6 protein-coding genes are annotated in these 16,449 nt (G+C 41.7%); 1 reads left to right on the forward strand and 5 read right to left on the reverse strand.

The features are described 5' to 3' along the window. Window positions 1–40 precede the first annotated feature (40 nt). Window positions 41–4,180, forward strand: a complete 4,140-nt coding sequence (locus RYH73_RS08465; protein WP_335312983.1) for a hybrid sensor histidine kinase/response regulator — start codon at window positions 41–43, stop codon at window positions 4,178–4,180. Window positions 4,181–4,417: 237 nt separating this feature from the next. On the opposite strand, the gene RYH73_RS08470 is transcribed toward RYH73_RS08465, so the two are convergent. The 5 genes from RYH73_RS08470 to RYH73_RS08490 form a co-directional block, all read right to left on the reverse strand. Continuing rightward, entirely contained in the window at window positions 4,418–5,968 is a 1,551-nt protein-coding gene (locus tag RYH73_RS08470; protein WP_335312984.1) for a DUF4979 domain-containing protein, read from the reverse strand. A 395-nt stretch (window positions 5,969–6,363) separates the two neighbouring features. After that, window positions 6,364–7,272 (reverse strand): PorP/SprF family type IX secretion system membrane protein, encoded by a 909-nt coding sequence (locus tag RYH73_RS08475; protein WP_335312985.1) that lies wholly within the window; start codon window positions 7,270–7,272, stop codon window positions 6,364–6,366. A gap of 64 nt (window positions 7,273–7,336) precedes the next feature. Then, complete coding sequence (locus RYH73_RS08480; protein WP_335312986.1) at window positions 7,337–12,532, reverse strand: tandem-95 repeat protein; 5,196 nt, start codon at window positions 12,530–12,532, stop codon at window positions 7,337–7,339. Between the two features lie 69 nt (window positions 12,533–12,601). Further along, a complete protein-coding gene (locus RYH73_RS08485) occupies window positions 12,602–13,222 on the reverse strand; it encodes a response regulator transcription factor (protein ID WP_335312987.1) in 621 nt (206 codons plus the stop codon). Window positions 13,223–13,294: 72 nt separating this feature from the next. Then, window positions 13,295–16,285: a histidine kinase gene (locus RYH73_RS08490; protein ID WP_335312988.1), complete on the reverse strand. Its 2,991-nt coding sequence runs from the start codon at window positions 16,283–16,285 to the stop codon at window positions 13,295–13,297. Between the last annotated feature and the right edge of the window lie 164 nt (window positions 16,286–16,449).

Genomic DNA, 16,449 nt, shown 5'->3' on the forward strand with positions numbered 1-16,449 from the left:
GTGACATCACGGCCAATGATAAACACGTTTAACCAGCCTAATGAAAAAACTATTTATCACATTAATATATTTGTGTTATACCGTTTCGCTTCATGCGCAGGAAACAAGCAATATTAGTTACCTGGATATTGAACGAGGGTTATCGAACAACCAGGTAAGAGGTATCGTTCAGGATCACCATGGCTTTATGTGGTTTGCCACTAAGGATGGTCTTAATCGGTACAATGGTTATACATTCGATGTCTTCAGAAAGAAAGCAGGTGATTCACAGTCACTTGTACATGATATTTTAACTGCTGTTACTACCGGAAACAATCAAGTGTGGGCAGCCACCCGTCAAGGTGCAAGTGTTTATAACGATACGACAGGCGCTTTCCAAACTATAAAATATCTACCTTATGGTAGTAAACAGCGACAACCTCTTCATGAAGTTATCCGTAGTATCAGAGGAGATAACCAGGGCAATATTTTCATTGCTTCCGAAGGTCTAGGTTTATTATACACTAGTAAGGGGAGTGATACAGCATTGCAAATTCCCTTAGTAATTGCTAACAAAAGAACGCTTTCTTATGGTGTGCCTTGCTTTACCGTTACTCCGACAGGCGATGTGTGGGTATTTGTACAAACGATAGGTTTATGCAAACTGCGCTACGATTCCATGACACTCGAACTTGTTAACGACAATACCAAATTGGCCGTTAGTATGGAATCTGATAGTATGCATATATACATCGGGGGTTATCAAGGCCTGTTGAAATTCAATTTAAGCGATAAAAAGATGGAAAGTGTTCCAATTAACCCTTCTCATCGTGGGGTGCTTACCATCAATACACTTACTTGGCGGTTGCCAACTGAGTTGTGGATAGGAACAGCAGAAGCTGGTCTATTTACCTATAGCACAAAAGAGCGGGAAGCTAATACCTTTCTATTACCAAACAAAAAAAACTTGGCTGATTATGGTTATATATATGCACTCTACAAGGATCAGGATAATAGAATGTGGATAGGTACTTCTATAAGTGGTTTGTTAATCATCGATCCCAATAAGAAAAAATTTCAAACCATTGCTCCTACTACACAGACGGTAAATAATAAGTCCGGACGTTTTGCTATTTCAGCTTTTAAGGAAGACAAACAGCACAACCTTTATGTAGGAACTGAAAATGCCGGTCTTTATGTTTGGCGAGCAGACCGAGGCTTCTATCGTCATTTTCAGCATGAAGAGAATAGCCCCGGTTCGTTATCCAGTAATTCCATTACAGCCATCTTACAAGATCACCAAAATGGTACTTGGATCGCTACCTTCAATGCCGGCATTAACAAATATGACCCAACATCCAACAGCTTTGAACGCTATCGCTGTATTAATCCGGTGAGTGGCACAGAAAATAAGGTTATCCGACATCTGTATCAGGATAAAAACCGCCAACTCTGGGCTACTGCCTTGCGCCAAGGCACCCTTATAGGTGGTCTTTATCGTTTTGATTATCAATCCGACAAATTCACCTTATTCGACGACCGATTAAGCGACTTTTTTGCGATCACTGAGGATCGATCGGGCAAGCTTTGGGGTGGTAATTTAACGCAATTAGTCGAGATCGACACCATCCACAAAAAACATCGTTTTTTTCCGATAAATTACACGGTCACCAGTATTTATGAAGATCGATCGGGTCATTTCTGGATTGGTACCGAAGGAGGTGGCCTCTTTCAGTTTGACAGAGAAAAATTCGCTGTTGTAAAGCATTATACCACTGAAAACGGGTTGTGCAACAATGCAGTTATATCTATATTAGAAGATCGTGATGGCTTCTTATGGATGAGCACTTATAATGGACTCATGAAGTTTGATTCCAAAAACGAAAAATTTCTGTATTACTACCAGAGCGATGGCTTGCAGGGTAACCAGTTCCAACTATGTGCTGCCACCGAATTATCATCGGGTGCCTTTGTTTTTGGTGGTATAAAAGGTTTCAATTTATTTTTTCCTACCGAGATAACCCTTTCCACAACAAGGCCCCCGCTCTATTTCACCAATGTAAATATTGATGGCCAGGCACTTCCCTTCGGGAAAAAAGAGCTAGTACTCCCCTATAAAAAAGCTGCCCTGACCTTTCAGTTTGCTGCGCTGGAGTACTCGGCTCCTGATAAGATTAAATATGCTTATTTTATGGAGGGATGGGATAAGCATTGGAACGAAGCGGGCAACAACCGCACCATTAATTATAACCGAATGGACGAAGGGTCTTATACCCTACGTATAAGGAGTACAAATAGTGAGGGTACCTGGATGCGAGGTGATACGCAACTTCGTATAACTATTCTTCCGCCATGGTATCGTACGTGGTGGGCTTATTTAGGCTATGGGTTCATTATCCTTGCACTCTTTTTTAGTTATGTACGGTATCGAACTACACAAACACGTCTACAATATGAAGTGAAGGTTTCAAGGCTCGATGCCTTACGTAAAAAAGCAGAATATGATGCTGAAGTCGTTCGTCATGAAAAAGACTTAATTGCGTTTGAGCAAGAACGCTTGATCAACGAAAAAGAAAAAGAGCTGTATGAAAAGAGGATTTCCTTTTTCACAAACATATCGCATGAATTTCGTACACCACTTACGCTGATCATTAATCCGGTTAAAGAGCTATTAAATAAAATAACGACAAGCGATACCCGAGAAGAGCTTCACGTCATTTATCGCTGCGCTCGTCGTATGCTGAGCCTAGTGGACCAATTGTTACTCTTTGGAAAGGTTGAGAGCGGCCACGACGAGCTCCATATCAGCAGATTTAATTTCCATGATCTGTGCAAAGAAGTTTATTCTTATTTTATACAGCAGGCACAGACAAAAAATATTACTTACACTTTTATTTGTCCTATCATTGATTTACAGCTGACAGGTGATCGTGAGAAGCTCGAAATCGTGCTTTTCAATCTTGTTTCCAATGCCTTGAAATATACACCGGAAAACGGAAATGTACTATTAAAGGTGATCGATGATACTTCGATGATAAATGTAGAGGTCATAGATACGGGGTATGGTATTGCAGCACAAGAAGGTGAAAAATTATTCGACCGCTTTTACCAAACGAAACGGGGAGACCGAGCTATTAAAGCTGGTTTTGGCATTGGTCTTTACCTTGCCAAGCAGTTTGCAATGTTGCATTCGGGCAATTTGACCTATCAGAGTACCGTGGGTAAGGGTACTACATTTAAACTCGAGTTGAGGAAAGAAAACTTACCCTTTTCCATCAATCCGATTGAAGAAACAGCATATCAGTCATTTGCACTTTTAGACGCATCCCTAGCGGCTGAATCTACTAAAAAAATCGCAAATCAAGTAGCAGTCGATCTAAAAGACGACTTGATTACCGAAAAGAAATCCCTTTTGATTGTAGACGATGACCTTGATATCCGGACTTATATTCAAAACATTTTCAAATCAGACTACATTGTATATGGAGCTGAAAATGGTGAGTCCGGTTTGCAAAGTGCCCATAAAATCGTTCCTGATCTGATTATCACAGACTATAAAATGGATGGTTTGGATGGCATCACTTTTTGCCAGCGAATTAAAAATGAAGCTGGTTTAGCCAACATTCCTGTAATTTTACTAACAGCCAGCACTGGTAAAGATGTTCAGTTAAAGAGCTTAGATAGCGGTGCGGACGATTTTATTACCAAGCCATTTGAAAAGGATTATTTGATAGCACGTGTGGCTAATCTGCTGCAAAACCGTAATTATCTACAAAACTATTTTTATAATGAGATTACACTTCAATTCAATACTGTCGTTGTATCGCACGAGTACAAAAAATTTTTAGACAGGTGCATTGAGATCGTCGAGCAACATTTAACGGATACTGACTTTGGTATACATGTTTTAGCGGCCGAAATTGGCATGAGCCATTCGAATCTTTATAAGCGCGTTAAATCTGTATCTGGACAATCGGTCAGCGCCTTCATTCGTTATATCCGTTTACGTAAAGCCGCTCGGTTGCTCATCGATACAGATTGCAATGTTGCAGAAGCTGCCTTTCAAACAGGATTCAATGATTCAAAATATTTTGGTAAACAGTTTAGCAAATTATTCCGCATATCACCTTCTGAATTTATTAAAAAACACCGTCATACCTTTGGCAAGCATTTTAAAATCCAAAAGGAAGACGAAAACTAACACTTGACCATACTGTATTAACCATCCGTAAATTAAGGGTTTATTTGAAGAAGTTAGCTATACATATAATTATTCCCATTGATTGAATAAAAGCGTTCCATAACCTGGATGATCAGCTCCAAAAGGGGCTCCTTCAGGACGTAAATTTTGTAATACTTGTGAAGTGAAAGGCATTGTTAAACCCTTTCTATGTACATAATGGTTATAAGCTATTTCAAATACCGATCGAAAGTCTCCTCAGCTCTTTGGAGATATAGTTTCGGGTGTATAATCCTGATAGTTTCGTTCTCCATAGTCATACCATAATATATAAGGCACATTGTTCCCGAGGTTATAATTGGCCGTGTATTCATATCCTTTCATTATTGCGTTGTCAGAGGCTCCGTAAAGATCTATTCCCTGATGATAAGCCATTTCAGCTAACTCAGCCAAGGAACCTAGCGCCAGCATGGTATGAGGCTGGTCACGATTACTTTCTTGCAACTGCCCTGAAGAGGATACGACGTAATTATTAATACTTCCATTCCCTTCTCCATTATAAAAGTAGGTAAGTACGTGTCCCATCATGTCTCTATCTTCCGTAAAGATGGCGATAGACATTAACGCTTTCATACAGATAATATCCCAATTACCATGTGCATAAGGTCTAAAGTTCTTTAATGTTGGATAAAACACCTGTTTTAGCATATCACCACACCGTGTTATTGATGATGTGGGCCAAGCAGGATAGGTCGCGCGTATTATTTCTGCTGCATTAGCCAATATAAAGCCGTAGAGACCATTAAGCTCAGCATCTGCTCCTATAATACCGGTGGTCGTGTTAGCATAAGCGTCAATAATTTCTACTGCTTTTTGCGCGTGCGCTACATTACCTGTAATTTTCCACATTAAGGCATTATAATAAGCCGCCAAAAAATCATTTTCCACCCGTGACTTTACTGCTCCTCCAGCCACACCATCTACAGTTTGTCCTGGATCTCTGGTAAGTTTTGTAAAAGGTCCGGCCATAGTAAAGGATGCTGAGGCCCTACTATTAGCTTGTAAGAGCTGATAAGCTCCAAATGCATTTGGTATTTGATTGTCTACCAAAAATTTTATTCTATCTAAATCGCTGCTTGTATGCAACATGCCTGGATGGCTGAAGGTTCCTGTAAATTGAAAGGGTTCTGGTGTAAGTGCCCCGGCCTTTTGGCGCAGTTCTGCCACCGATCGAAAGGCTCCTACCCAGTATACTGAATAGTCAAAGTCTTGACTAGCTAATTGTTCAGCTGTTAGTTCTACATCGGCCACTTTAAACTGAAAAAGCGACAGATTGATGGTGCTATCTGCAGGCAGCGACGTAGAACCTAACTTCCCAAGACTAAGATCCCAGTAATAAATATTACCGGAATCCATCTTAATAACTGTATGGTTGTTATTTCGATTGTCGAAAGCACCCAAATTTGTATCAAAAAAGCAATTACTTTTTGGAGGCTTCGTCATTTTTACTGCAATAATAGGATAGTTGGTGGCATTGATCGTCACACCTTCGATGCGCTGATAATCTCCACGATATTTGGTGGTTCCGGACATTATCACTTTTAAGTGGCCGTTTTCGAGCGCAACGCTGGCACCAGAGGTAGGTGTGCGCCAGTTTAGGGTATCCATCTGACTAAAATCATCAAAGAAATAACCTTCTAGGTGTTCCTCCTCATCAACGGTGTCAACTGGATGAAATACTTTTTTACAAGACGAGAAGAGAACTGCGCTCGCTAGTAGAAGCATCGAAAGTATAACATAATTTTTCATTGTTTAATGGTTTAATTCCTTCGGTAGAACGTTTAATGCAAACGTATACAACAATCAACGCTGGGTTTTAACTACTATGCACTAGCTTACCGAATGGATATAATTTATAAATGGTATAGGCAAACCTAATTAATCTAAACCGATTCAAGAAAACCAAAGGAGGGTTCTTGTTAAAAAACGAAAGGCATCAAATAAAAATCAAAAACCTTATTATCAGACACATAAATAAAAAATCAAAAATAAACAATGGTAAAATCACTAAGAAATAGGATAGAATAGTTGATAAGAAAGAAGAAATAGCACATCGGGTTCCAGTCTGACGATTTCTAAATAGCAAAAATCCAAGGGTTACTTTAATTAAAGCAATTTGACATGCGATTAAATCCCTTCTTCTGTTACAAAATACTTGCTTTCGTGCCACCAAATCGATAACTTAAACCAATTTCGTGCGTCGCATTATCGATTCTGCGTTTGAGCGGATTGTCATTAGCATTAAATTGATAACTATATCCCAGTTTCAAAGGACCAACCATGATTTCCAAAAGGGCCGACAAATCACTATTGGTACGTGCATTCAACCCTAAACCTGCCATTTTTTGTACGTAAACCATCGCTGAAAGATCGCCTTGTAGTGGTACTCCCGGAATATAACTCGCTAGAAATGCCGGTTTTAAGTCGAAACTTTGATCAAGATGAAACACGGCCCCTCCCATCACATGATACTGATTACTAAAATTATATTGACGGTTTAAGTCGCCACCAGACCCAAGATCAGATAAAGCAAGCCTGGGCATTGACAAGCCAATATAATAGCCCTCTGGTCGATACAACAGCACTCCGAAACCCATCAAGGCTGTATTTTCGCGAATATCAGAACGGAAAGCCGGATCTTGTGGGTCTACCTGACTAAAACTACCTTGATAAAAACTAACACCCAAACTCATTGACATCGCCAGATACTCGTTCTCCGAAAGTCGAACCGACTTAGCCAAAAAGGCGCTTAATTCGGTAGCATTTTCGACAGCCAGGCTCTCATGTCGTACGTTGATGCCTATGGTGGCACTGAATTTTCGCCAAGGTGCATGTGCCGTCATCCAGTAGGCAGTTGGCGCACCTTCTAAATTTACCCATTGCTTACGACCTAAAAGCGCAATTTCACCATCAGGCTGAAGCAAGCTTGCTGTTGGATTTAAGGCCGTAGGCTGATTTGCATATTGATTATAGGTTGGTGCCTGTTGTGCATTTGTTATCAGGTGACTGACTAACAGCGCTGTAATAACTGATATGAATTTTATACCGTTCATTTTACATTGTATTTTCACCATCCTTAATTTTTGCCTAAGAAGGTGTATCATTCTTGATGAGCAATTAATAACGAACCACGAAATAACCTTTTTCGTACTTCCATTCGCCGTTTACTTTTACCTCCAAGAGATAATAATAGGTACCTGGAGGAATTGGATTATTGCCCGGCCCCAAGCCTCGGAATACCTTATCTTCATTATTGTACCCCCTCATTTCTATGACCTGCATACCATTCCGATCTACAATAACCAACTTGTTATCTGGATAATCTTTAACTCCTTCAATCATCAAGAAATCGTTGATACCATCGCCATTTGGTGAGAGTGCTTTGTGAACTTTTATTGGTAAGGTTGCACCGTTATCTGTCACCCGCACCCTGATGCTTACCGGGCTTGCCGCTTCATAATTGGCATCTCCTTCCTGATAGGCGGTTATAATTACCGTACCTAAACGTAGTACATTCAACGTAATACCTGAAACAGTAGCTACTTGTGAATCACTCACTTCCAATCGAACGGGTAACGTACTGCTAGCACTTACTTCTAGTGGAATACTTCTGGCATTCCGTGCCACCTCACTCAGTTCAGCGAAGGTGATTTCTTGTGAGGCCTTCCTTACAACGAGTTTTCTACTTGCAACCGGTTTATTGCTATAGTTCGTATTTTCGGGAACAGTGGCGGTAATAACAGTCTCGCCTGCTGCTATAATATGAATGCGGCCATTGGCGCTAATGGTTGCCACTCTTACATTACTACTGCTATAACTGATTTGCTCTCCGCTATTTGCTGTAGCTCGTGCATCAAAATCGCTATCACCGTAAGTTTTCTCCGGTAATGCTGGAAAATCGATATGTCGCTCAATAGATCTTATTTGTAAGTTAGCTTTTAGAACTAATGGGTTATAATTTCTACCACTGACCGTGACTGTTACTTCCTGTGTGCCCACCTCCGTGCGGCCGTTGTTTGCATAACTTACGCGGGTACCCTGTGGCAAGGTACCTTTGATCGCCAGCGACTTCTCATCCCCATCGTATACGAAAACACTATCTCCCAGTGTGATACCTTTGATATCGGCCTTCGAAATTATCAGGTTCGCGGTCAGTACCAGGTCTTCGTAGTTCGCACCCGTTACCGTAGCCGTCACTTCCTGTGTGCCCACCTCCGTGCGGCCGTTGTTTGCATAACTTACGCGGGTACCCTGTGGCAAGGTGCCTTTGATCGCCAGCGACTTCTCATCCCCATCGTATACGAACACACTATCTTCCAATGTGATACCTTTGATAATTATGTTATATTGCATCTCCAAAGTATTGGAAGCTATATTTCCATTGTTACCAATGTTCACTGCTACATCTGCTGGTACAGCAATCCGGACAATTCCACCAGTAATCGGTGTCACCAGGAAAGTATATGTAATATTATCATTGGTCTGCAAATCGCTCAATGTCGCATGGCTAACTGAAATATCATTCAGTGTCAGTCCAGTAACCGCTTCACTGAATGTAGCCTCAACGGAAAATGGAGCATTCACTGGAGTACCTGCCGAAGTAGACAATGTCACTGTAGGCTTTACTGAGTAAACAAAGACATTGTCCGTTGGCCCTACATTATTCAATGTAGGTATCACCTCATTATCCGCGGCGTCGCTCAAAATACTGCCATTTAATACAAGATTATTGTTCAGCTCAATGCCGTCCAAATCTTTATCGCCCGCCTGCACCATGTAGTTAAAAGTTAGCGCATTTGTACCTGAACCCTTGCTATAATTTGCCTGCACCGTGGCTGCGCCAATAATCACCTCCAAATATGGTGTACCACTGTCTGTATTCACCCTTACATCTTCGCTGAAATTGACCTCAAAATCTAACACATCTCCTTCCCTGTAATAACCATTGGCGGGCACCGATACCGAGATAACGACCGGATCGGTATCATCAATCACTTCAATATGAGTTACCTTACGATCTGTTTTCGCTCCACCTGCTCCCGAATGCCCTAGATCATTTGAAGAAACCTCCAAACTTGTTAAACCGGTATAACCTCGTGTTGCTGCAAATTCTAATCCATCCAATGCTTGATTGATATTGACGAGGGTACCTTTAAAAGTCATCGAAGCATCACCTGTGCCGCTACCAACATCAAAGTTCAATCCAGTCGTGCTTGCCAGCGACAGGAGACCGTTCGTCGTTGTTAGTGTAATCTGTATGGTTTCATTTCCGGCATCCACATCGGAAACGGAAATCAGATTACCATTTTCAGTACTGAATGATAGCGTATTATTTTGGCTTAGCATCTGATTACCTGGCACTATATTCACCGGTGCGTCATTCATCGCTTCAATAGTAAGACGTACCCAAGCCGTATCACATCGAGAAGGTGTTCCATTATCGCAGACCTGGTACACCAAGCTGTCCAATCCATCATAATTAGCATTCGGTGTGTACGTAAAACTACCGTCCGCATTCAATACAACCGTACCATTCACCGGTGCCTTCACCAGGGAGGCTGTCAGTGCATCACCCTCCGGATCCGTATCATTTGTTAGCACATTTCCGCTTGTAGGCGTATCTTCCTGTACAGCTACCGCATCATCTATGGTAATCGGCGGCGTATTTACCGCCACCACAGCGATCGTCTTTGTCGCTGAATTGCTATTGTTCGTTCCATCATTCACTTGAAAACCAATGATCCGATCAGCCGTGTTGGGGTTCTGCGACATGTTGTTGTAAGTAACCGATCGAAGTGCAGCCTGCCATTGCGCCAGTGTGGCTGTACCCCCAATGCTTGTGAGCGTTAATGTGCCCGTGGCCACGTCATAAAGACCCGTTATATTACCCATCGTGACCCCGTCATTTACGAAAGCCAACACATCTTCGGATTGCAAATTATCTATTATCATGACCGTAGCGGATACCAAGGTAACATTGTCCGGATCAACAATCGTTAAAGCATCATCGATCACGATCGGTACCGGGTTACCTTCGATCGATTCTGTAAAGGTGCTTGTTCCTATACTGGTTGTCAGCTCCGGTGATGCGGGGGGTAATACCCGTACTTCTATAGGAATGCGTGACTCACAACCTGTAACATTTGATGTTGCGACGTAATAGGTAGTCGTATCCGTGAGGGCGGGTGTTGTAAAACTCAATCCAGTAAACAACAAATCGTCGCTTTCAGAGTACCATCGGTAGGTTAGTCCTGGTACCGGATCCGTAATGGTAAATGTTGCGGTCTCCCCTTCATAGATATCGACCTGCCGCTGGTCTACTCCCGCAAATGACGGGGCGATCCGCGCATAGTGAATTTGTATGGATGTCAGGTTCCCATTTGTTGCGACAAGCGCAATCCTTACCCGATCAAAAGCTACCCCCGATGCAACATGCAGCTCCGCAGGATTTCCGCCTTCCGCAGGATCCAAATCCATTGCCGTAACATCGTTGTATTGCGCCACCTGTGTGCTACCGTTATAGAATGTCAGTGTAAGTCCTCTCAATAAAGCGGCATCTATCAGGGGCATTTCCGCACTTAATCCAAGCCGAAATATTTCACTGGTAGCAGAGCCTGTTGCAAATATCAGTGTCTGGAATACTTCGCCCCCATTTAGACCTACGGGTACTTGCATTCTGGAGTAGGTCTCTTTATCGGCATCAACGGCCTGACCAGGATTTGTAACACTACATAAAACACATGACCCGGAGCTACCGCTATTTTGAGTTGCAGCCCAGCCACAAGGCAACGGTGTATTTACGATGACTGTAAATCGGACCGTCGCCGTATCACAAAGTGAAGGTATTCCGTTATCGCAGACCTGATAAAGCAGGCTATCCGATCCACCAAAATTAGCATTTGGTGTATAGGTAAAGCTACCATTCGCATTCAGTACCACGGTACCGTTAACCGGTGCCGTCACCAAAGAAGCGGTTAGTGCATCTCCGTCAACATCTGTATCATTGGCCAGCACATTACCAGTTTTCGGCGTATCCCCTTCTACATCAAGCTCATCATCAACGGCCTCTGGTGCGTCATTCACAGGTGTGATGTCAATATTAATTGTTCCAATAGCAATATTATTTCCGCCTCCTGAGCCTGTGTTACCGTTGTCATTGATAGATACCTCTACAAGTGCTGCATTATCGCCGCTGAGGTTGCGATCGGGTCGAAAATAAATATTACTGGGTGTACTTATATAATTATTTAAGTCAGTCAAATTACCGGTGAGTGTCAAATGTGTAGTTAAATGACCTGTTATCGTAACACCGGTTCCTGTAGCAATATCAAAGATGCCCCCAGTTGCATCCAATATTAATGTAAGCTCACCCGATCTTGCATCCACATCACTTATTGTTGCAGAAGAAATATCAAATGGGTCTTCCTGCGCATCCTCCCTTACCGTAATGTCGGAAGGTAAACCTGTAATAATGGGGTCGTCATTCATTGCTTCCACGGTAAAACGCACCCAAGCTGTATCACAAAGTGAGGGTGTTCCATTGTCGCAAACCTGATACAACAAGCTATCCAAGTTGTCGAAATTCGCATTTGGTGTATAAGTAAAACTACCATCCGCATTTAATACCACGGTACCGTTAACGGGTGCTGAGACAAGGGAAGCGGTGAGGGCATTGTTTTCCGTGTCGCTATCGTTGGTCAATACGTTTCCAGTTGCCGGTATATCCTCTGTAACGGAGATCACATCTACAGTAGCGGTCGGTGCAGTATTCGAAGGATTCGGTTCAGTATCCATCACATCTCCGGATAAAACACCGTTCGCTGCATCTAATGGCGTACAACCATATGCATCAACTTTGGTCCAGTTACCAATGATTAAGTTTGGCGGATTTGGATAAGTTGCTACGCTACTGGAATATAATGGTTGATTGTTAGGTCCATCATCGCCATCAAATGAATTAAAAAAGATCATCCATTTATTGGCATTTGCGTCCCATTTAATGATAATGAGTTCACCGAAATTACCATTAATTGGATTACTTTTGAATGAATTGCGGACAATTCCATCATCATTGATGGTACTATATTGATTCAATTCATAGGTAGGACGGAAACCACCAGCCTCCACACATCCGCCATAGGTTATACGCTGCCCCGCTACTGGCGTAAAAGAACCCATACTTAGCGTAAAGACAAGAAGAAGCAATCGCTTTTTTATGAGATATGATACACAAAAACATGCAGCCCCAATGACTTTTTGGGTTTTGACAAAGGCAGCAGGTTGCTTAGAAGAATTGCGTAGAAGTCTTTCCATAGTCATGCAAAAAGAACACTATTTCCATCACTATGGTATCCCCCTTTGGGGGGAGATGGTAGCTTTGCATTACTTGAATTTCCGACTGATCAGTGCATGTCGGTTATTTACTTCGAGCTTTTGATAAATATGCTTAATGTGATATTTTACCGTCTCAACTGAGATATCCAATCGAATGGCTACTTCCTTGTTGGTTAACCCTTCCTCAATAGCGGTCACAATCTGCTCTTCGCGCGGTGTAAGCTTTTCTACACGATCGCTGATTGATTTAGGGTTAAAATACTCAACCACGAGCCGAGCAATACCCGGCGACATGGGCGCACCACCATCACAGAGCGAAATAACAGATTCTTTAATCTTTTGCAACGGTGTCTGCTTCAGAAGGTAGCCTGAGGCGCCATTACACAAAGCCTGAAACACTCGCTTTGCATCGTCATACACCGTAAGCATCATAACCTGACACTTCGGTGCTCTTTTCTTAATCCGTGAGATACCTCGAATACCTGATTCACCAGGCAAGCCGATATCTGACAACAACACATCAAAAAAAATATCCTCTGTCCATTGCTCCATAAATCGCTCCACCGAATTGGCAGCCAGCAAACAGGTAAAGCCCTGTTGCCCATTAAAAAAATTTACCAGCACGCTTCTGATGTGTTCATCATCCTCAATTATGCCAAGCCTGATCATGCGCTAAAAATAGGTATCTATTTTTGAATTTGCTATCCCCCATTAGGGGTGGAGTATTTATCCATGCGCATGCTAAGTAAACGATACGGACAATTGAAACATTCCCTCCATTTCAAGCACCGTCAACTGTGCATTCATTCTCACGGCTCTTTGTTTCATATTTAACAACCCATGTCCCCCCTGTCGATTTGCGATCTTCTTACACGGCGCTGCGCAACGATTCCGTATCGACATACGAAACGTATTTTCAACGATCAATTCAATAAGCGTTTCCGATCCATCACCATATTTCATCACATTGGCAATAGCTTCCTTAAAAATCAATAACAGATTTTGACGAACAATTTGCGCTATCGCCAATGAACTATAATCACCCTGTATGTCAAATCTATATTGAAAGTCGACCTCCTCTTGAAGTTTATACACATAATCTTTCATACGAATTACCAGGTCTTTCATGGTGTCGAAACGCGAATCGATGGACCAGACCATATCGCTCATGGTAGACAAGGCTTGCCTGCTGGTTTCGGCTATTTTTTGCAATTGTCCATTAACACCTGATATTTCATGTGTTTTGGTATTCAATATATCCGCCTGATAGAATATTCGAGTTAGTGAACTTCCTACCTCGTCATGCAAGTCACTAGCAATACTAATACGTAAGCGCCGTTCTTTGATTTGTATATACTCGCGGTATTTAAAAACTGCCCAGATAAAGAAAGCAAAAACCAATAGTAGCAAACACTTGAACCAAATAGTTTGATAGAAAGTAGGATTTACTTGAAGCGGTACAATTAGGCTAGCATTCGTCCACCGTCCATCCGGCAAACGAGAAGCAAGATGAAGCTGATAGTCACCGGGCGGCATTTCGACAAAGGTAATTTCCTGTCGACGTCCCAGCGGCAACCAATCCGATTGCTGGTCTAATCGATAGAAAAACTGCAATTCTTTAGCCAATTCACTCATCCCACCAAAGCCGATGGTGAAGTAGCGTGTTCCTGCTTCTATTAAAAGCCTTTTATCTTTCTTATAAGGAAAGGTGTAATGCCGTTCCAGTCCTCGATCTGCCTGCTCGGTAGTGAAACTTGTAATGCTCAGCTCAGTAGTTTTCGTCAGCCTTCTCGCCTGCGGTACACGAGGGGCATCTGCATTGAAATAAAGCAGCCCATTGATCGTTCCTAAGTAAAAAGTATTTCCTTGTTTAAAAGCGGCCGCATGATTAAACTCATTGGCTGGTAAACGATCCAATCGAGAGTAATTATCGATCTGCTTCGTTTGCTTATTTATGATGCTCAACCCATTATGAGTGGCCACTACGATGTCATCTGCATTGCTTAATATGCTATAAACTATATCATCCGCCAAACCATCCGTATTGGTGATTGTTCGTATTATCTTACCATCCTGATCTAGAACCCGAATACCTTCACCATGTGTTCCTATCCAAACTGTATTGTTTACCTGCGTGATACAATACACGGTGTTTCCATCAAGAATCAATTGAAGATTATTAGCATTGCCATCCCAAATAAATAAACCTTCGGGTGTCCCGATCCATAATTTATCGTTAATTTGGGTAGCGTGTAATATTTTCAATCTTGCAAGCTTAGGGTGTTCTATCGTTTGGTATGTTTTTAAATAAGGATTCACCAAATATAAACCACCGTAAGTACCCACCCATACAGAGTCACGTGACACACGTGTCAAGGTAGTCATTGCTTCAACGGATAGTTGCTCATGGTTATTTGCTGAATGAAGCTTAATGGATGAAAAAGATTTTCTTTTTCGATCAAACCAAAGCAGACCATTACCCTCCGTTCCCAATAACAGGGTATCTTGGTTCCAGGGAAGTATCCGATATACAAACTGTTTACCCAATAGCTCTTTCACTCCCGTTTTTTCATTTATAGCTACAAAGCGATCTTTATAGGATCCAATATAAAGGGTACCATCAGGGTGCTTATAAATACTCCGTATGCTGTTAATTGATGTACCATTGCTTAGCAGCGAGTTGAATCGATGCCGGGTAGGAATTAATTCCAGGACGTGATTGTTAAGCGACATCAACAAACTGTTGCCAAGATTTTCAAACCAGACGATATGGTCGTCTTTCAAGTTATCGGGATAGTTTACCTCTTGTATATGCACATTATCTACCGGAAAACTGTAATTAAACAGCTTTTCTTTACCAATACTGGCTTTATTTGTGAATATCAAGACATTATCTTCATTAAAAGGTGCAATAAACACCGTACCATCTTTACCAAGCTTATTCTTCTCCAATGCAGAAATTTGACAGAAGGTCTCCTTTCGCGTATCAAAGAGATACAAGCCGCGATCTTTTATATTTAACAAACACTTTCCTGAATGATGAAAAAATACCTGTTCAATCTCCGCATCGTCGAATTCCGGTAAACCAAAATAAGAAGGTGACGATAGTTGTGCATTTCGGACTCGAAAGCGTATCATTTTACCTGCTTTGGTCGCTATCCAAAGTTCACCCGGATAAGGTTCCTCGATAGACACAATGGCGGGATTGCTGTATTGATTAGGATAATCTCGATTGATATCGAGAAGAACTTTCAGGCTATCTTGATCGACCCTATAGAGTTTCCCATCAAAGGCGCCAGCGTAAATATTACCATTTCGGCCCTGTCCAACACACGCTATATCCGGTTTATCCACATGTCCCCTATCCGATCTTGGATTTTTCAGAATCGTTGTTTTCCAATCACGTAGGTTAAAGCGCGTCAACCCACTTTCGGTTCCTATCCATAGATTAGATTGTTCATCGGAAAAGAGTGTTTTTATTTTACTATTGGAGATAGCTGGCTCGCTTTTATTATTAAAAAAGATAGTCTCGTTTCCATCATATCGACATAGCCCACCGCTGGTAGCAATCCACAAAAGCCCAGCCCTATCTTGTATAACATCTGTAATTACCTGGTTCTGTATATTTTCAGGGAGCTTAGCATCTCGAAATATAAACCCTTCTTCTTGAGCGTACATGCACGGTACAAGTGCAAACAAAACCAAAAACAGGAAAAGTTTTTTAATATACATGAATAGGTGAATTGAAACGCAATCCGCTGCCTTACTTATTATTTTATATCTGAGGAGGCCTAGCTATAGTTATATTTTAAATAAAATAAAATATCATTCATTTTCTTTCGTTCATTCTGTTCATTTATTTATCATCTATCAAAAATTAAGAAAAACCAAATCTC

It is taken from the genome of Olivibacter sp. CPCC 100613 (assembly GCF_036959255.1).
Classification (GTDB): Bacteria; Bacteroidota; Bacteroidia; order Sphingobacteriales; family Sphingobacteriaceae; genus Olivibacter.

What these genes read in the sequence shown, in the direction of transcription:
- RYH73_RS08485 (WP_335312987.1), bottom strand. Translation starts at nt 13,222, where the DNA reads ATGATCAGGCTTGGCATAATTGAGGATGATGAACACATCAGAAGCGTG.
- RYH73_RS08475 (WP_335312985.1), bottom strand. Translation starts at nt 7,272, where the DNA reads ATGAACGGTATAAAATTCATATCAGTTATTACAGCGCTGTTAGTCAGT.
- RYH73_RS08465 (WP_335312983.1), top strand. Translation starts at nt 41, where the DNA reads ATGAAAAAACTATTTATCACATTAATATATTTGTGTTATACCGTTTCG.
- RYH73_RS08490 (WP_335312988.1), bottom strand. Translation starts at nt 16,285, where the DNA reads ATGTATATTAAAAAACTTTTCCTGTTTTTGGTTTTGTTTGCACTTGTA.
- RYH73_RS08480 (WP_335312986.1), bottom strand. Translation starts at nt 12,532, where the DNA reads ATGGAAAGACTTCTACGCAATTCTTCTAAGCAACCTGCTGCCTTTGTC.
- RYH73_RS08470 (WP_335312984.1), bottom strand. Translation starts at nt 5,968, where the DNA reads ATGAAAAATTATGTTATACTTTCGATGCTTCTACTAGCGAGCGCAGTT.